The organism is Streptomyces sp. NPDC002643 (assembly GCF_053592555.1).
In genome coordinates this window covers 56,607-74,191 of the sequence record NZ_JBSFVY010000024.1, presented here as the reverse complement: position 1 = coordinate 74,191, position 17,585 = coordinate 56,607, and the positions used below count along the sequence as shown (strand labels likewise).

At 71.3% G+C, this 17,585-nt stretch carries 13 protein-coding genes; 4 read left to right on the top strand and 9 right to left on the bottom strand.

Annotated elements, in window-relative coordinates:
• Positions 1-58 precede the first annotated feature (58 nt).
• Positions 59-2,155 carry an IucA/IucC family protein gene (locus ACWD4G_RS31370; RefSeq protein WP_451299381.1) on the bottom strand — a complete coding sequence of 699 codons (2,097 nt, stop codon included), beginning with the start codon at positions 2,153-2,155 and terminating at the stop codon, positions 59-61.
• Positions 2,152-3,648 (bottom strand): diaminobutyrate--2-oxoglutarate transaminase family protein, encoded by a 1,497-nt coding sequence (locus ACWD4G_RS31365; protein WP_451299379.1) that lies wholly within the window; start codon positions 3,646-3,648, stop codon positions 2,152-2,154. The genes ACWD4G_RS31370 and ACWD4G_RS31365 overlap by 4 nt, the downstream gene beginning before the upstream one ends.
• Positions 3,649-4,026: 378 nt before the next feature.
• Here ACWD4G_RS31365 and ACWD4G_RS31360 point away from each other — a divergent pair, with 378 nt between their 5' ends.
• Entirely contained in the window at positions 4,027-5,247 is a 1,221-nt protein-coding gene (locus ACWD4G_RS31360; RefSeq protein WP_451299377.1) for a trypsin-like serine peptidase, read from the top strand.
• 116 nt (positions 5,248-5,363) lie between these two features.
• The gene (locus ACWD4G_RS31355; RefSeq protein WP_451299375.1) at positions 5,364-6,545 is read left to right on the top strand and encodes a trypsin-like serine peptidase; all 1,182 of its coding nucleotides are present in this window, start codon (positions 5,364-5,366) and stop codon (positions 6,543-6,545) included.
• Positions 6,546-6,770: 225 nt separating this feature from the next.
• On the opposite strand, the gene hflX is transcribed toward ACWD4G_RS31355, so the two are convergent.
• The 6 genes from hflX to miaA form a co-directional block, all read right to left on the bottom strand.
• Positions 6,771-8,267 carry a GTPase HflX gene (hflX, locus tag ACWD4G_RS31350; protein WP_451299373.1) on the bottom strand — a complete coding sequence of 499 codons (1,497 nt, stop codon included), beginning with the start codon at positions 8,265-8,267 and terminating at the stop codon, positions 6,771-6,773.
• A gap of 209 nt (positions 8,268-8,476) precedes the next feature.
• Positions 8,477-10,138, bottom strand: coding sequence for a M1 family metallopeptidase (locus tag ACWD4G_RS31345; RefSeq protein ID WP_451299371.1), 1,662 nt, complete (start codon positions 10,136-10,138; stop codon positions 8,477-8,479).
• A gap of 321 nt (positions 10,139-10,459) precedes the next feature.
• Complete coding sequence (locus tag ACWD4G_RS31340) at positions 10,460-12,673, bottom strand: RelA/SpoT family protein (RefSeq protein ID WP_451299369.1); 2,214 nt, start codon at positions 12,671-12,673, stop codon at positions 10,460-10,462.
• A gap of 298 nt (positions 12,674-12,971) precedes the next feature.
• A complete protein-coding gene (dapF, locus tag ACWD4G_RS31335) occupies positions 12,972-13,865 on the bottom strand; it encodes a diaminopimelate epimerase (RefSeq protein WP_451299367.1) in 894 nt (297 codons plus the stop codon).
• A 252-nt stretch (positions 13,866-14,117) separates the two neighbouring features.
• Positions 14,118-14,648: a hypothetical protein gene (locus tag ACWD4G_RS31330; protein ID WP_451299365.1), complete on the bottom strand. Its 531-nt coding sequence runs from the start codon at positions 14,646-14,648 to the stop codon at positions 14,118-14,120.
• Between the two features lie 102 nt (positions 14,649-14,750).
• Complete coding sequence (gene miaA, locus ACWD4G_RS31325; protein WP_451299363.1) at positions 14,751-15,689, bottom strand: tRNA (adenosine(37)-N6)-dimethylallyltransferase MiaA; 939 nt, start codon at positions 15,687-15,689, stop codon at positions 14,751-14,753.
• Between the two features lie 159 nt (positions 15,690-15,848).
• On the opposite strand from miaA, the gene ACWD4G_RS31320 reads away from it, so the two are divergent.
• Both ACWD4G_RS31320 and ACWD4G_RS31315 read left to right on the top strand, forming a co-directional pair.
• Positions 15,849-16,268, top strand: coding sequence for a hypothetical protein (locus ACWD4G_RS31320; RefSeq protein ID WP_451299361.1), 420 nt, complete (start codon positions 15,849-15,851; stop codon positions 16,266-16,268).
• A 24-nt stretch (positions 16,269-16,292) separates the two neighbouring features.
• Positions 16,293-16,577 carry an antitoxin gene (locus ACWD4G_RS31315; protein WP_451299359.1) on the top strand — a complete coding sequence of 95 codons (285 nt, stop codon included), beginning with the start codon at positions 16,293-16,295 and terminating at the stop codon, positions 16,575-16,577.
• A 154-nt stretch (positions 16,578-16,731) separates the two neighbouring features.
• Here the strand turns inward: ACWD4G_RS31315 and ACWD4G_RS31310 are convergent, their stop codons facing one another.
• Entirely contained in the window at positions 16,732-17,580 is an 849-nt protein-coding gene (locus tag ACWD4G_RS31310; RefSeq protein WP_451299357.1) for a class III extradiol dioxygenase subunit B-like domain-containing protein, read from the bottom strand.
• Positions 17,581-17,585: the final 5 nt, after the last annotated feature.

The window sequence follows — 17,585 nt, the reverse complement described above, 5'->3', positions numbered from 1 at the left end:
TCGGGGGTTCGGCGGCACTCGGGCGGCCGATGAGGGCAGCGGGTTCGAATGCGATGGGTCAGGAGTGGAGGGGGTTGGCGATGGTGACGTAGACGGACTGGGTGTCGACCGGGCCGATGAGTTCGTCGAGTCCGTGCAGTCGGGTCAGCAGGTTGGCCTTGCAGCGGAGGACGGGTGAGTCGAGAAGCCGGGCCGGCAGGGTGGTGTTCAGTCGGGCCGGGCCGGTGGCCGCGTCCCTGAGGAAGTGGCGGAAGGCGGCGAGCAGCAGTTCTTCGTCGGCGAGGCGTTGGGAGCCGAACGCACCGATGAGGCCGAGCACATTGTTGATGCCGAGGTAGTAGGTGAACCGTTCGTCGGTGACCTCGTCGGAGACGAATGTGTCGCTGAGGGCTCCGATGCCGGGCAGTCGGGCGTCGAGGTCCGCGCGTCGGGACTCTCGGAAGTAGTAGCCCTGGTTGTCGCGGTACCGGCCGCCCACGGGCCATCCGTCGGGGTCCAGCAGGAGAAGGGTGTTCTGCTGGTGCGCTTCGAGGGCGACGCCGGCTTCGCCGTCCAGCCACAGCACGGGCCGTACGACCTGCTCCAGATAGCGCAGAAACCACTCGGCGGCGACAGCGCCTCGGGGGCGGCCGGTACGTCCGGCGAGGCGGGTGACGACCTCGGCGAGCCGGGACCCGATGGTGAGACGGGTGCGATGGGGAGGAGTCGGTCGCTGGTCGTGAGGGCCTCCGTGGGCGTACGGCCGGCTGTACGGCCTCGGTGAGACGAGTCCCGCGACGCAGGACACGTCGTCCGTCGGGTCGAAGGGGTTGTGCCGGATCACCGCGTCAAGGCCGGGCACGGGGTCGCCGTCCGGTGCGGTGACGGCCAGCCAGGCCGGGTCGCGGACGATGTCGAAGCCGGGGTGGGCCGCCTGCCACCGCTTGGCCAGGCCGGTGCGCAGCAGCCGGTGGACCTCGACGCCTCGGTGCAGTTCCTTGCGGAGGTTCTCGCGGCGGGAGTTGGTGATGCGCAGGCCCAGCGAGAGCTTCAGCATCGCCGGGGCACCGGTGCGGTGGACGGTGCGGACGGAGGAGGTGGGATGCCACGGCTCGCCATGCGGGCCGAGGTCTCGCAGCAGACCGGTGTCCAGCAGGGCGGCGACCTCCGGGCGGTGGTGGGCCTCGCGCAGCTGCCAGGGGTGCAGGGGCAGGGCGGCGTAGCCGTCGGGCAGCCTCGGCCCGGGGCCTGCCAGCCGTGCCGTCAGCTGTTCGGCGGGGATGACACGACCGCGCTCGGTCCAGGCCGAGTCGGTCGAGAGAACGGAGGGCGCGACTGCCAGCCAGTGGAGCGGAAAGGAGCCACGCGACTCGGGTGAGTAGAGCCGTGCTTCGGCGTCGGAGAGTCCTTCTCGGCTTTTCGGTGTGGGGTGCAGCGGATGGCCGAGGATCAGGGCCTGTTCGGCGGTGAGGAAGAGATCCGGGCCGTCGGTGGGCCGGGCCCTGCGCTCGGAGATGAACACGGCGATACGCCGGGCGGAATCGGCGACTCTGCCGACGAGGTCGAGTTGGTCCGGTCGGCCGACCGGCTCGATTCGGTGCAGTCGGCCGGGGTCTGACTCGTCGGATGCCGTGAGGGATGGCTCACCGGCTCCTGCGGGCAGAGTTTCGCCGGAGTTGGCCCTGCGGGCGCTCAACGCCATCGCTTCCCTGCCCAGCAGAGCCGCCACGGTGACCGCGTCGGCGGGCCACACGCTCCCGGCGGCTTTGACGGGCGCCACGCTCCCGGCGGCTTTGACGAGCGAAACGCTCTCGACGGTGTCGGAGAGCACCACGGTTTCGGCGGTGTCGGCGAAGTACGGGAGTCCGAAGCGGTGCCAACCGGTCCGGGACCAGTAGTGGATCGGGGCGAGGAGGGTCGTGCCGGTGGCGGGAAGGGGGATGCGGAGGGTGTCGTCGTGGGGGCGGCCGAGGTCGTGTTCGCGTACCCAGCAGCGCAGCAGGTTCTCCGTGGCCGCCGCCTGGGCGACGGTGTACGGGTCGGGGTGGTTCAGGGGGTCGGCGGCTTCTCGGCGGGGCTCGGTGCGGTCTTCGGGCTCGGGGGACGCGTTCAAGAAGGTTCCTGGGGGTGGCGGTGCGGGTTGCTGGGGTGCGGTGTCGGCCGACTCGGCGCTCATCCGCCCGGCGGGCGTCCAGCACGTCCGGTCCGCTCGGGCATCCGGCCTCCGGGGACCCACGCGTCGATGGTGGCGGCCACCGAGGCGATCGCGTCGGACAGGCGGTCGAGGACGGCGTTCACCTGCTCGTCGGTGATGGTGAGGGGCGGGAGGAGCCGTACGACTCCGGGGTGGCGTCCGCCGAGTTCGACGATCAGGCCCCGGCGGAGACAGGCGCGTTGGACCGCGGTGGCCAGAGAGGGCGCCGGCGGGGGCGGGTTCGTGGAGTCGGTGGGCGGGCTCCCGCCAGGGGTGACCATCTCGATGCCGAGCATCAGGCCCCGGCCCCGTACATCGCCGACGCAGGCGAACTCATCGGCGAGCGCCCGGAGTTGGGTGAGCATGCGGGCGCCCAGGGTTTCGGCGCGCTCGGCGAGGCCGTACCGGCGGACGTGGGCGAGGGTGGCCGTGCCGGCGGCCATGGCGAGCTGGTTGCCGCGGAAGCTGCCCGCGTGGGCGCCGGGTCGCCAGACGTCGAGGTCGTCGCGGTAGACCACGACGGACAGGGGCAGGCTGCCTCCGATGGCCTTGGACAGGACCATCACATCGGGCACGACTCCGCTGTGCTCGACCGCCCAGAAGCGGCCGGTGCGGCCCACGCCGGTCTGGATCTCGTCGGCGATGAGCGGGATCGAACGGGCGCTGGTGATCGCACGCATACGGCGGAGCCAGCCGTCCGGAGCGGGAAGGACCCCGCCCTCGTCCTGGACCGGTTCGAGAATCATCCCGGCGGGCTGAGGGATGCCGGACTCGGAGTCGTCGAGGAGCGACTCGGTCCAGCGGGCGGCGAGTTCGGCACCGGCCTCGCCGCCGAAGCCGAAGGGGCAACGGTAGTCCTGGGGGTACGGCAGTCGGGTCGCCCTCGTGTCGGGGGCGCCCGCGGACGGCGCGAACGCTCCGGTGGTCATCCCGTGGCAGGCGCCGGTGAAGGCGAGTATCCCGGTGCGGCCGGTGGCCGCGCGCACCAGCTTGAAGGCGGCCTCGACGGCGTCCGTTCCGGCGGGCCCGCAGAACCGGACCCGTGCGCGGTCGGCGAGTCCGGGTGGGAGGGTCCGGAACAGCTCGGTCGTGAAGGCGTCCTTGACGGGAGTGGCCAGATCGAGGACGTGCAACGGGGCACCGGAGTCGAGCACCTTGCGGATCGCCTCCAGAACGACGGGGTGGTTGTGACCGAGGGCGAGGGTGCCCGCGCCGGACAGGCAGTCCAGGTAGCGGCGGCCGTCGGCGCCCTCGATGGTCAGGCCCCGCGCCCGTACCGGCACGATGGGCAGGGCGCGCGCATAGGTGCGCGCCGCCGCATCACGCGCGGACTGACGCCTCAAGATCCCCTCGTGTGCCGCGCGCACCCCGTCGTGCTCTCGCCGTGTGTGCGCCGGTTCGTGTTCGTCGTATCCCGAACGCGCTTGTTCGGGCTCTCGTCCCACCGGCGCCACCGGGGACTCGGTCACCGCCACGACTGCACTTCCTCCCGCTGCTCAGAGGCGAGTTGGCAGGGGGCACCGAGCACCGGCGGGTCCCCCGTCGGTACCAACGACGCGACCGGCACGGGGAAGCGGGTGGGGCGAAGATCCTTGCCGTGACGGAACCGTTGCCGGTTCCTCGGATGTCCCCCACAACGACCGCTTAGTGTGAGGTGCCGTTCCGCAGGCACGCGGATCGGCGCATCCGGGACCGAGCCGCGCGTACGGCGGCTACGTACGAAGAAGCAGACGTACACAGCCGCGCGCATGCCATGTCGGATACGTAGAAGAAGGCGGAGGACGTGCGGAGGAACCGTACGTGATCCGCTTCGGCAGCACAGAGTTCTCTTAGCCCCAGGGGGAGTTCAGACCATGCGACCCATACGCCCGCCCTTCGCCGCTCGTCGTGGAGGGAGCGCGCGCCGCGGAACCTCCCCCGTGCTGGCCGCGATCGGTCTCGCCACGGCCCTGTCGTTGACCGCCACCGCCTGCGACACGGATGACACCGCCGCGAGCGCCGAGGCGTCCGCGTCCGCGCAGGGCAGTGAGGGTGACGGCAAGATCCAGATTCCGGACGACATCAAGGACAAGCTCAAGGAACACGGGATCGATCTCGACAAGTGGCGGGACGGTGCCTGGAAGAACTGGGACAAGGACGACTGGCTGCGCGAGGCCGAGGACTACGTCAACCCGATCATCGAGGACCTGTGGAACCCGGACCGGATGCGGGACGCCGAGGAGCCGGAGAAGGAGGTCGACGAGAACGACCTCACCGGTGACCAGGGCGTGACCGACCCGACGCCGGAGTCCGTCGAGGCGGCGGCCGTGCCGGCGAAGTACCACGACGCGATGCCCGAGGCGGGCAAGGTGTTCTTCGACGCGCCCGAGGGCACGATGGTCTGCTCGGCGACGGTGGTCCAGGACCCGGCCAACCCGGGCAAGTCCAACCTCGTGTGGACCGCCGGGCACTGTGTGCACGCGGGCAAGTCCGGCGGCTGGTTCCGCAACATCGCCTTCGTGCCCTCCTACAACGACGGTGGGCTGTCGGCGACGGAGCTGCAGACGGCGACCAAGGAGGAGGTCGCGCCGTACGGGGTCTGGTGGGGCGACTGGGCGCAGACCTCGGACCAGTGGATCGAGCAGGGCGGTCAGACCGGTGGTGACGGAGCGCCGTACGACTTCGCGGTGATCCATGTGACGCCGGAGGACGGCACCGGCAAGTCCCTTGAGGAGACGGTCGGTTCGGCGCTGCCGGTGGACTTCGACGCGCCGGCCGTGCCGAAGGTGGAGAGCATCACCGCGACGGGTTACCCGGCCGGGGCACCGTACGACGGCGAGCTGATGTACCAGTGCACGGACAAGCCGGGGCGGCTCTCGCTCGTCGAGTCCGACCCGACGATGTACCGCATCGGCTGCACCATGACCGGCGGTTCGTCCGGCGGCGGTTGGGTGGCGACGGGGTCGAACGGCGAGCCCGCGCTGGTGTCCAACACCTCCATCGGCCCGGTGAGCGCGGGCTGGCTGGCCGGTCCTCGGCTGGGCGAGGAGGCCGAGGGCGTGTACAAGGCGGTGAGCGACAAGTTCGCTCAGTGAGGGACGCGTTGGTGGCGGGGCGCGCGGAATTCTTCGCCGCACGCCCTGCGCCGGTCCCCTGGCGCCCCCGCATAGTGGGGGTGACACACGGAGAAGTCCGACGGGGGTCGAGAACCATGCGTTTCTCATATCGGCGGCACCACCGGCCGGCCGCCACCGGACTCGTCGTGGTCCTCGCGCTGACCGCGACCGCCTGTGCCCCGGACGACGGCGGGGCGGGCGACAAGCCCGGCTCCGCCGCGTCCGCCACCGCCGACAAGGACGGCGACGGCATTCCGGACGTTCTCGCCGACAAGCTCCGAGAGCTCGGCATCGACATGGACGACTGGAAGGACGGCGGTTGGAAGGACTGGGACCGGGACAAGTGGCTGGGTGAGGCCAGGGACTTCGTCAACCCGGTGATCGAGGATCTGTGGGACGCCGAGCGGATGCGTGCGGCCCAGGACCCGGGGAAGACGGTCTCGGTCCGGGACGCCGCCACCGACCAGGGGGTCAGTGACCCGACGCCCGTGCCCGTCGAAGCCGAGGCGGAGACGACCCCGTACCACGAGAGCGCGGGCCCGGTGGGGAAGATCTTTTTCGACTCCCCCGAGGGCTCGATGGTCTGTTCCGGAACGGTCGTGTCCGATGTGAACCATCCGGGGAAGTCCAACCTGGTCTGGACGGCCGGCCATTGTGTGCACGCCGGTGGTGGCGGTGGCTGGTATCGCAACATCATGTTCGTCCCGGCCTACAACGACCTCGGCAAGTCCGAGGACGAGTTGGCGGCGGGCGCCTCGGCCGAGGAGATCGCGCCGTACGGCCAGTGGTGGGCCGACTGGGCCGCGACCTCGGACGAGTGGATCGCCGGTGGCTCCGAGGAGGGCGGCGCCGGAGCGCCGTACGACTACGCGGTGCTGCATGTGCGGCCCGAGTCGGGCTCCGAGTCCCTGGAGGAGGCCGTCGGTACGGCTCTGGCCGTGGACTTCTCCGCACCGTCCGCCACCGAGGTCGACGCGATGGGAGCCTGGGGCTATCCGGCGGCTCCCCCGTACAACGGACTGAACATGTTCCGGTGCGTCGACAGGCCCGGGAGGCTCTCCCTCGACCCGACGCTGCCGACGATGTACCGCATCGGCTGCACCATGACCGGCGGTTCCTCGGGCGGCGGCTGGTTCCGCGTGGTCGACGGCGAGCCCCGGCTCGTGTCGAACACCTCGATCGGCCCGGCCGACAACACCTGGCTCGCCGGACCGCAGCTGGGCAAGGGCGCCCGGGCGCTGTACGACGGCATGAGCGCGATGTACGGCGGTCGCTGATGGCGGGACGCCAGCGGGCGATCGGTGACAGCGGCACGCTCAGCGGGCGATCGCCGACCGACGGACGCTGATCGCTGCCTGCCACTCCGTCATCCGGTGGCTAGCCGCCCCGCACGGGACACCGCGAAGGCCCGCTCCTCGGCAGAGGACGCGGGCCTTCGGGAGGCCGGCTCAGCGAACCGCTCGCGCGGCCGCCGACGCCATCAAGGTCACCTGCGCCTGGCGTCAGCCCGTCGTCGCCGGGACGTACGGTGCCAGGTCGGCGGCCAGCTCCTCGTGGACCCGGGCCTTGAGCAGGGTGCCCTCCGGGGTGTGCTCCTCGGAGATCACCTCGCCCTCGGTGTGGGCGCGGGCGACGAGCTTGCCATGGGTGTACGGCACGAGCGCCTCGATCTCGACCGAGGGTCGGGGCAGCTCGCTGTCGATCAGTGCGAGCAGTTCGGCGATGCCCTCACCCGTGCGGGCCGAGACCGCGATGGAGCGCTTCTCGATTCGCAGCAGCCGCTGAAGGGTCAGCGGGTCGGCCGCGTCCGCCTTGTTGATCACCACGATCTCGGGCACGTCGGTCGCGCCCACGTCGCGGATGACCTCGCGTACGGCGGCCAGCTGCTCGTCCGGCGCCGGGTGCGAACCGTCGACCACGTGCAGGATCAGGTCGGACTCGCCGACCTCCTCCATCGTGGAGCGGAACGCCTCGACGAGGTGGTGCGGCAGATGGCGTACGAAGCCGACGGTGTCCGCCAGCGTGTACAGCCGCCCGCTCGGGGTCTCGGCCCGGCGCACGGTCGGGTCGAGGGTCGCGAACAGCGCGTTCTCGACGAGGACGCCCGCGCCCGTCAGACGGTTGAGCAGGGAGGACTTGCCGGCGTTGGTGTAGCCCGCGATGGCGACCGAGGGCACCTTGTGGCGCTTTCGCTCCTGGCGCTTGATCTCGCGGCCGGTCTTCATCTCCGCGATCTCCCGGCGCATCTTCGCCATCTTCTCGCGGATACGACGCCGGTCCGTCTCGATCTTGGTCTCACCGGGGCCACGGGTGGCGAGGCCGCCGCCCTTGCCACCGCCCATCTGCCGGGACAGCGACTGACCCCAGCCTCGCAGCCGCGGCAGCATGTACTGCATCTGCGCGAGCGCGACCTGCGCCTTGCCCTCTCGGGACTTGGCGTGCTGGGCGAAGATGTCGAGGATCAGGGCCGTACGGTCGATGACCTTGACCTTGACGACGTCTTCGAGGTGGATGAGCTGCCCCGGGCTCAGCTCACCGTCGCAGATGACGGTGTCGGCGCCCGATTCGAGCACGATGTCACGCAGTTCGTCGGCCTTGCCGGAGCCGATGTACGTGGCCGCGTCGGGCTTGTCGCGGCGCTGGATCACTCCGTCCAGCACGAGCGCGCCCGCCGTCTCGGCGAGGGCGGCCAGCTCGGCCAGGGAGTTCTCCGCGTCCCGTACCGTGCCCGAGGTCCAGACGCCGACGAGGACGACACGCTCCAGGCGGAGCTGTCGGTACTCGACCTCGGTGACGTCCTCGAGTTCGGTGGAGAGGCCCGCCACTCGGCGCAGGGCCGCGCGCTCGGAGCGGTCGAACTGGTCGCCGTCCCGCTCGCTGTCGATCTCGAAGCTCCAGGCGACGTCCTCTTCCATCAGGGCATCGGCCCGAAGTCCTTCGGGGTTGTTCTGCGCGAAGGCGCGCTGTGCGGCCTGGGAAGGGGATGAAGAGGAGGTCATTGGGTCCTTACGTGTCTGGGGAAACCGGAGTGGTGACGGACCGCGATCCGTCACTGGCGACAACGCCCGGGCCGTCCCGGGGATTCCCGGAACCGGCCTCGGCCGACCCTGAGCCTGCCCCTAGGGGACATGCCCGTCACCGGATCGGGTGTGGGCCGCGCCGCCGACCCGAAGATGGTCGCACGGCACGCCCCGTCTCGTCACGCGGGTTATTCCCCGGGGACCGCCGGGTGATGCCCGGCATGCACATGGCCTCCCGGACCGTGCCCGTGCGGTCCCTGTAGCCCCTGTGGCCCCTGTAGCCCCTGCGGGCGCGGTGCCCCTTGAGCACCGAGCCCCCTGCCCTGCTGCCTCTTCACCGACGCCTGGGCGGCCGCAGGGGCAGCCGACTTCCAGTCCGGGTGCCCCGGCATAGGCGGGGTCTTCTCCCCGTACAGCCAGGCGTGGAAGAACGCGCTCAGGTCGCGCCCGGTCAGCGTGGAGGCGAGTCGCTGGAAGTCGGCGGTGGAGGCGACGCCGTCGCGGTGGAGGGTGACCCAGGTCCGCTGGAGGCGTTCGAAGGCGGGGCGGCCGATCTCCTGGCGCAGGGCGTACAGGAAGAGCGCGGCCCCGTCGTAGACGTTGGCCCGGAAGATGCCGATCTTCTGGCCGTTCTTGGGCTCCTTGGGCGCCGCGGGCGGTCCCCCGGCGACGCGCCAGCGGTCGGAGGCGCTGTAGGCGGCCTTCATACGGTCCGCCATGGGCCGTCGGGCCGTCTCCTCGGCGTACAGGGCCTCGTACCAGGTGGCGTGTCCCTCGTTGAGCCACAGGTCGGACCAGGTGCGGGGGCTGACGCTGTTGCCGAACCACTGGTGGGCCAGTTCGTGCACCATGATCGACTCGACGTACCACTTCGGGTACTCGGGGCGCGTGAACAGCTCTCTCTCGAAGAGAGAGAGCGTCTGTGTCTCCAGTTCGAACCCGGTCTGCGCCTCGGCGATCAGCACGCCGTACGTCTCGAAGGGGTAGCGCCCGACCTTGTCCTCCATCCACTGGATCTGGGCCGGTGTCTTCTTCAGCCATGGTTCGAGCTTCTCGCGGTCCTTCTCCGGGACCACGTCCCGCACCGGCAGGCCGTGCGGTCCGGCCCGGTGCAGTACGGCGGAGCGGCCGATGGAGATCTGGGCCAGTTCGGTGGCCATGGGGTGCTCGGTGCGGTACGTCCAGGTGGTGGTCCCCAAGGTGCTGTCCTTGCCGGTGGCCAGGCCGTTGGAGACGGCCGTGTAGCCGTCGGGGGCGGTGACGCGGACGGTGAACATGGCCTTGTCGGAGGGGTGGTCATTGCACGGGAACACCACATGGGCGGCGTCGGCCTGGTTGGCCATGGCGAGCCCGTCTGCGGTCCGCAGCCAGCCGCCCTCCACTCCGCCGCTGTACACGGGGTCGCTGGTGTGCCGCACGGTGATGCGCACCGAGCTGCCCTCCGGGAGGGCCTCCTTGGGTGTGATCACCAGGTCCTCGCCGGCGTTGGTGAAGGCGGCGGGTGCCCCGTCGACCTCGACCGACCGCACCGTTCCGTGTGTGAAGTCAAGATTGATCAGTTCGAGCGGAGCTGTGGTCCGGGCGTCGATCGTGGTGACCGCTGTGAGCGGCTGTCGGTTGCTGCCTGGGTAGGTGAAGGCGAGGTCGTACGACCGCACGTCGTAGCCCGGGTTGCCGAGGTGGGGGAAGAGCCGGTCGCCGATGCCGAGGGGTACGGCCGGTGAGGGCGCGCTCGCGGCGATCAGGCAGACGGAGACGGCGGAGGCGAGCAGCGCGGCCTTGGTGCGGCCGGTCCTGGAGGCCAGGGCGAGGGGCGTACGGCGGGCGCTGGAGGGTGGGGTGAGCGGCATGGATCACCGCTACCAGCGAGCCTTCGTATCGCGCCGCCGACGCGCAGCGGGCCCACTCGAACGAGGCCCTGCGGGGCCGCCCGCCGGCCTCGGAACACGGCCCTCCGGGTGGTCTCCGTGCCCGGCGCGGGTCCGTCGCCGCCTTCCGGCCCCGAGGGCTGGTAGCGAGCGCTCCCTCGGCCGACGTCCGGCCCGAGGACTCATAACGAGCGCTCCCTCGGCCGACGTCCGCCCAGAGGACTCATGGCGAGCCACCCCTCGCCGCCGTCCCGGAGGGTTCGCACGGGCCCTCCGGGTGACCCCGAAGGGGCCGCCCCGGTCTCACCGTGACGCGGTCGCCGCCTGGTGCTGGGCCCGGCCGACGTCGTACACGCCCGGAACGTTCCGCATGGCGCGCATGAGGCCCGGGAGGTGGGCGGCGTCCGGGAGTTGCAGCGTGTAGGTGTGGCGGACGTGCTGCTGGGTCGGGGGTTCGACGGTGGCCGAGACAATGGCGACGCCTTCCAGGGCGATGGCCTCGGTGAGGTCGGCGAGGAGGTGGGGGCGCTGGAAGGATTCGGCGACCAGGGTGACCCGGAACTCGGTGGTCTCCCCCCAGCGCACATCGACCGCCGCGCGCCCCAGGCCCTTCATGCGCGCCACGGCGGCGCACTCGACGCGGTGCACGGTGACCACTCCCCCGCGCACGGCGAAGCCGGTGACCTCGTCGGGCGGTACGGGCGTGCAGCAGCCGGCGAGGCGGACGTGCGCGCCGGGACGGTCGACGACGACCGCGGCGTTGGTGGCCCCGGCGGTGGCGGGCGGCTCGCCGGGGGTGGGGCGGGGAGCCGGGGTCTCGTCCTTGCGCTCGGCGGTGAGGGCTTCCTCCTCGTCGGCGGCGGGCTGGGGGTGGGTGGAGAGCCAGCGCTGGATGGCGATGCGCGCGGCGGGGGTGTGGGCGTGCTCCAGCCATTCCCGGGAGGGCTCGGAGGCGGGGTCCTGGCCCATGAGGAGCTGGACGGTGTCGCCGTCCTTCAGGACCGTGCTCAGGGTCGCGAGACGGCCGTTGACGCGGGCGCCGATGCAGGCGTGCCCGTCCTCGCCGTACTGGGCGTACGCGGCGTCCACGCAACTGGCGCCCTCGGGGAGCCCCAACGCGCCCCCGTCGGGCCGGAAGACGGTGATCTCGCGGTCCTGGGCGAGGTCCTCGCGCAGGCTCGACCAGAACATGTCGGTGTCCGGCGCGGCCTCCTGCCAGTCGAGGAGCCGGGAGAGCCAGCCGGGGCGCGTGGGATCGACGCGCTCCCCCTCGGCGCCGGAACCCTGACCGCCGGAACTCTGACCGCCGGCCCCCTCTCCGTCGGCCCGCTCGCCGTCGGTCTGCTCCTCCGCGGGAGGCGCGTAGGGATTGCCCAGGGCGACGACGCCGGCCTCGGCGACCTTGTGCATCTGGTGGGTGCGGATGAGGACTTCGGCGACCTGTCCGTCCTCGCGGGCGACGGCCGTGTGCAGCGACTGGTAGAGGTTGAACTTCGGTACGGCGATGAAGTCCTTGAACTCCGAGACGACGGGCGTCAGACAGGTGTGCAACTCGCCGAGGACGGCGTAGCAGTCGGCGTCCTCGGCCACGAGCACCAGCAGGCGCCCGAAGTCGGTGCCGCGCAGTCGTCCGCGTTTTCGGGACACGCGGTGCACGGAGACGAAGTGGCGTGGCCGGATGACGACTTCGGCCTGGATTCCGGCCTCGCGCAGCACTCCGCGCACGTCGTCGGCGGTCGCGGCGAGCGGGTCGTTGTCCTGGGCCGCGTTGTCGACGATGAGTTCGCGGGTGTGCTCGTACTCCTCGGGGTGGAGGATCGCGAAGACGAGGTCCTCCAGCTCGGTCTTGAGCGCCTGGACGCCGAGGCGTTCGGCGAGGGGGATGAGGACGTCCTTGGTGACCTTGGCGATGCGTTCCTGCTTCTCGGGGCGCATCACTCCGAGGGTGCGCATGTTGTGCAGGCGGTCGGCGAGTTTGATCGACATCACGCGGACGTCGTTGCCGGTGGCGACGAGCATCTTGCGGAAGGTCTCGGGCTCGGCGGCGGCGCCGTAGTCGACCTTCTCCAACTTGGTGACGCCGTCGACGAGATAGCGCACCTCCTCACCGAACTGCTCGCGCACCTGATCGAGCGTCACATCGGTGTCCTCGACGGTGTCGTGGAGCAGGGACGCCGTCAGGGTCGTGGTCTCCGCGCCGAGTTCGGCGAGGATCAGCGTCACGGCGAGGGGGTGGGTGATGTACGGCTCGCCGCTCTTGCGCATCTGGCCGCGGTGCGAGGACTCCGCGAGGACATAGGCACGGCCCAGGATGTCGGGGTCGGCGTCGGGATGGTGGGCGCGGTGGGCCTCGACGACATGGCTGATGGCGTCGGGCAGACGGTCACGGGTCGTGGGGCCCAGGAGTGCGGCGCGGCCCAGACGGCGCAGGTCGATACGGGGTCGGCCCTTCCTGCGGTGCGCTGTGGGCGGCGCAGGGGCGGGCGTTACGGCGGGGTTCGTGGCCTCCGCGCTCATGGGCACCTCCGGCTGCGTTGACCGGCGGACGGGTGCCCCAGGGCGTGCGGCGGCTCGGGGTTTCGTGTCGTTCCCCCGTCCGTGCCGGTGCTTGATGCTACCGAGCCCACCACGCTCGTCCGACCGCCTCCCACCGAGCGTGAAACGGATCACCCATTCGAGGGAAGGTTCTGACGTTTACGGTTTCGAGCCACTACACCGGGGGCGTTCCGTGGATTCGAAACACTGAACGCCTTACTGACTTGGACAGTGACGGCGCCTCAGCTCCGGGCGCCGTCATGTCAAGCCTGACACCATCTCAACGTGCCACGTCTTCCAGCCACTTGGGATCGATCTCACCTTCGGCGACGATCACCGCGGGGCCGGTCATCTCGATCTCGCCGTCGGGTCGCTCGGTGATCACGAGGGTGCCGCCAGGCACGTCGACGGTGTAGGTGACCGGGGTGCCGGTCGCGGCCGGGTCGGCGCCGTCACGGCGGGCGGCGGCCACGGCGACCGCGCACGCGCCCGTGCCGCAGGAGCGGGTCTCCCCGGCGCCACGCTCATGGACGCGCATCGCGACATGACGGGGGCCCCGGTCGACGACGAACTCGACGTTGACCCCGTCCGGGTAGGCGGCGGCCGGGCTGAAGGGCGGCGGTGCGTACAGGTCGCCGGCGTCGGTGAGGTCGTCGACGAAGGCGACCGCGTGCGGGTTGCCCATGTTCACGTTCCGCGCGGGCCAGCTGCGCTCGCCGACGCTCACGGTGACGTCCCCTTCGGGGAAGCGCGCTCTGCCCATGCCGATGGTGATGTCGCCCGTGGCGGAGCCGCCGTCGGAGGCGGTCTTGGCGATGTGGACGGTCTTCACGCCCCCGCGCGTGGCGATGGCGAGGTCTCCCTCGGTGACGTGTCCGGCGTGCTGGAGGTACCGGGCGAAGACGCGGGCGCCGTTGCCGCACATCTCGGCGATCGAGCCGTCGCCGTTGCGGTAGTCCATGAACCACTCCGCCTCGGCGGCCATCTCCTCGGCCTCGGGGTGCGCGGCGGAGCGTACGACATGCAGCACGCCGTCGCCTCCGATGCCCGCGCGCCGGTCGCACAGGGCGGCGACGGCGGCCGGGGAGAGGTCGATGACGTTCTCGGGGTCCGGGACGATCACGAAGTCGTTCTCCGTGCCGTGACCCTTGAGGAAGGCGATCCGCGTGCTCATCCCTCGATCGTACGGGCTGGCTACGACAGCGCGTCGCCGGCCGGAGTCCGATGGCCGCCGGGCTCCTCGTCACGCGCCCGGCGGCGCGCCAAGCAGGTCGTGCGAAGTCAGCTGCGCCCCGAAGGGGCGCGGGGCTGTGTCGATGTGCGGCTCCGCCGCGTGGGCGCGACCAGCCAAGACGGCGCCGCAGACAAACGACTGCCCAGCGCGGTCCCGCGGCGGAGCCGCACAATCGGCGCTTCAAGCGGAGCGCTACCGCAGTCGGGCCACCCGCCACACCGCCAGTACGGCGATGGCGGCGACGACCAGGGCGTACGCGAGGGCCACGCGCCAGTCGGGGCGGCGGCCGGAGCCCTTCGGGGGCAGGCCGGGCCAGGTGTAGCCGACCTTGCGGGCGGCCATCATGCCCCAGCCGGCGGCGGTGGAGCAGATCAGCAGGCCGAGCATGGCGACCACGGCGCCGCCGTCACCGAACTCGAAGGCGAGCGGGAAGGCGAACATCAGGGAGCCGACCGCGGCGAGGCCCACGATGGGCGCGAGCTGCCACAGCCGCAGTCTGCGCTGCGGGCGCAACTCGACCTCGACCTCCGGCGCGGACATCTCGTCCGGTTCCGGTCCGTCGTCGCTCACACCGTCCGAAGGCTGGTCGTCGGGCCCGTCGGGGCTCAGCGGTTCGCCGTCGGGGTCCAGTGCGTACCCCTCGGTAACCAGCTGGTCCCCGTCTTCCGAGGTGCCCTGCTCCGTGCCTTGTGCGGTGTCGCGAGGGCCGGCCTCCATCGCCACGCGCCCTCCCAACTCGGACTCCACTTGGTCGATCGAAGCTCGATGATGGCACGCCCCCGCAGGCCCGGATGACCGCCGGGGCGACCCGATGCCATGACGTGATCAGGCTGTGACCGGTCGTTCGACCAACGCCAGTGCGGTCTGCGGGAGTTCCGTCAGGTCCGCGACACCTCCCTTGAGCCAATGCACCCTGGGGTCGCGTCTGAACCATGAATCCTGACGGCGCGCGAAGCGCTTGGTGGCACGCACGGTCTCGGCGAGCGCCTCGTCCATGGTGCACTGCCCGGAGAGCGCGGTGAGGACCTGCTGGTAGCCGAGCGCGCGCGACGCCGTACGCCCCTCACGCAACCCCTGCGCCTCCAGTGCACGCACTTCCTCGACCAGTCCGGCCTCCCACATCCGGTCGACCCGGCGTGCGATGCGCTCGTCGAGTTCGGGGCGTGCCACGTCGACGCCTATCTGGACGGTGTCGTAGACGGAGTCGTGGCCCGGGAGGTTGGCGGTGAAGGGCTTGCCGGTGATCTCGATCACTTCGAGGGCGCGGACGATACGACGGCCGTTGCTCGGCAGGATCGCCTGGGCGGCCTCGGGGTCGGCGGCGGCGAGCCGGGCGTGCAGGGCGCCGGAGCCGCGCAGCGACAGCTCCTCCTCCAGGCGGGCACGGACCTCGGGGTCGGTGCCGGGGAACTCCAGGTTGTCGACGGCCCCCCGGACGTACAGCCCGGAGCCGCCCACCAGGATCGGCCAGCGGCCCTCGGCGAGCAGGGCGTCGATACGGGCCCTGGCGAGCCGCTGGTACTCGGCGACGGAGGCGGCCTCCGTGACGTCCCAGATGTCCAGGAGGTGGTGCGGGACTCCGTGGCGCTCCTCGGGGGTCAGCTTGGCGGTGCCGATGTCCATCCCCCGGTAGAGCTGCATGGAGTCGGCGTTGACGACCTCGCCGCCGAGACGCTGGGCCAGGAAGACACCGAGATCGGACTTGCCCGCCGCGGTCGGCCCGACGACGGCGATGACCCGCGGGGCGGGAACTGCGCTACTCACCGCCCCAGTCTCGCAAATGTCGGGGCCACTTCTCGAACGGACTACGTGACGCTGCGCGACCGGGGTCGTTGCTGTTGCGAGTTCGTAGCGGCGGTGTGCGAGTGCCGGTGACCCGGCTGACGCAATCGGACGCTCCGGGAAGCGCGGGAATTAACCCGCATGAGTAGCATTGAGGTCGATATGGGCGTTTTTTCATTGTTCCGTCGAAAGGCAAAGGACACGGACGAGGCCGCCGCCGAGCCGACCGGCGAGACGGCCGCCGAGACCGAGGCGGAAGGGGTCGAGAAGACCGAGGACGGCGCCGAGGCCGAGACCACCAAGTCCATGACCCCCGAGACCTCCGGGACTTCCGAGGCCGCGGAATCCAAGGCCGCCGAGTCCGCGACCTCCGAGACCGACCTCGCGGAGAACGAGGCGTCCGAAGGCCGGGCGAGGGACAAGGCGAACAAGGCCGAAGCCGGCGCCGAGATCGAGGGCGAAGCCGAGGCGGCCGGTACGGCGGACGAGGTGGAGATCCCCAAGCAGCAGACCGCCGAACAGGCCGCCGACAACGAGGCCGGTGAGGGCGCCCGTAAGTAAGTCACCCGCGCGGGAAGGTGAACCATGGGTCTGAAGGATAATTTGAAATCCAAACTCTCCCCTGCCAAGGACAAGGTCTCGCACCTCGCTCAGAAGCACGAGGACCGGATTCACCACGGTCTCGACAGGGCCGCGCACGCGGTCGACAAGAGGACCAAGGGGAAGTACAGCGGCAAGATCCAGTCGGGCACGGGCAAGGCGAAGCACGCCATGGACCGACTCGCGCACAAGGAAGGCGAGGGTGGCGGCTCCACGCCCCCGACCCCACCGGGCGGGGCGACCCCACCGCCACCGCCTCCGGCTTCCTGAACACCTCACATCGACGGACGGCCGCGGAGCCATGGCGCTCCCGGCCGTCCGCCGTGTCCGGCCGCTCCGACGCGACGAGGGCCGCGCGACGTACGAGCTCCGGCGCGAGCCAAGGGCTACGAGGGCGACGCGAGCTGCGGAAGGCCGCGAAGAACTACGAGGGCTGCGACCAGGTCGCCACCAGGTAGCCGACGCCGTAGGGGGCGTCGTCGTACAGGAGGGTGCCGGTCAGGGATGTGTGCTCAGCGGCGCCCGCGAGGATCTGCCAGGGGGCGCGGCCGGAGGCCTTGAGTTCATGGGCCAGCACGGTGTCGAGGGTTTTGAGGGCGGCGATGTCGGCGGTGGCGAGCGCCTGAGCGATCCGGGCGTCGAAGCCGGCCGCGCGGTCGTCGAGATAGCCCGGGGCCTTCAGGGTGCGGCATGCGCTGGCGTCTCCCATCACGAGCAGGGCCACTCGCTCGGCCGATCCGGTGAGGTCCCTTCCGATGTGGATACAGCGCTCTGGGGCGAGATCCTTCGCCACGCCGAGACCGTGTACGGGGGCGCCGGACCAGTCGGCGCGGTCCAGCAGCCAGGCAGCCACCGCGAGGGAGGCGGGCAGCGTCGGTCCGGCGGGCGCCGCCTCCGGGGCCGGGCCCGCCCCGGTGGCTGGGCCGACGCCGGTCGCAGGGCCCGCGCCGGTGGCTGAGCCAGGGACGGTTGCAGGGCCAGGGACGGGTTCCGGGCTCGCGCCGGGGCCCGACCCCGCCGTACCGTCCCCGCGCCCCAGGCGGACGTCGAGGTCCACCCCGAAGCCCGTGAACGAGCCGCGCGCGCCCTCCTCGTACGCCCCGTTCTCCTCGGCGGGGCCCACGACCACCAGCCGGTCGGGGCGGGTGGCCGCGAGCGCGGCGAGCGCGTCGGCGCACGCGTCCCGCGCGGCGTCCAGCTCGGGCGCCGCCCCCGCGGCCACCTCGGGCACGAGCAAGGGCGGACAGGGGCAGACGGCGGCGGAGAGGAGCATGATCG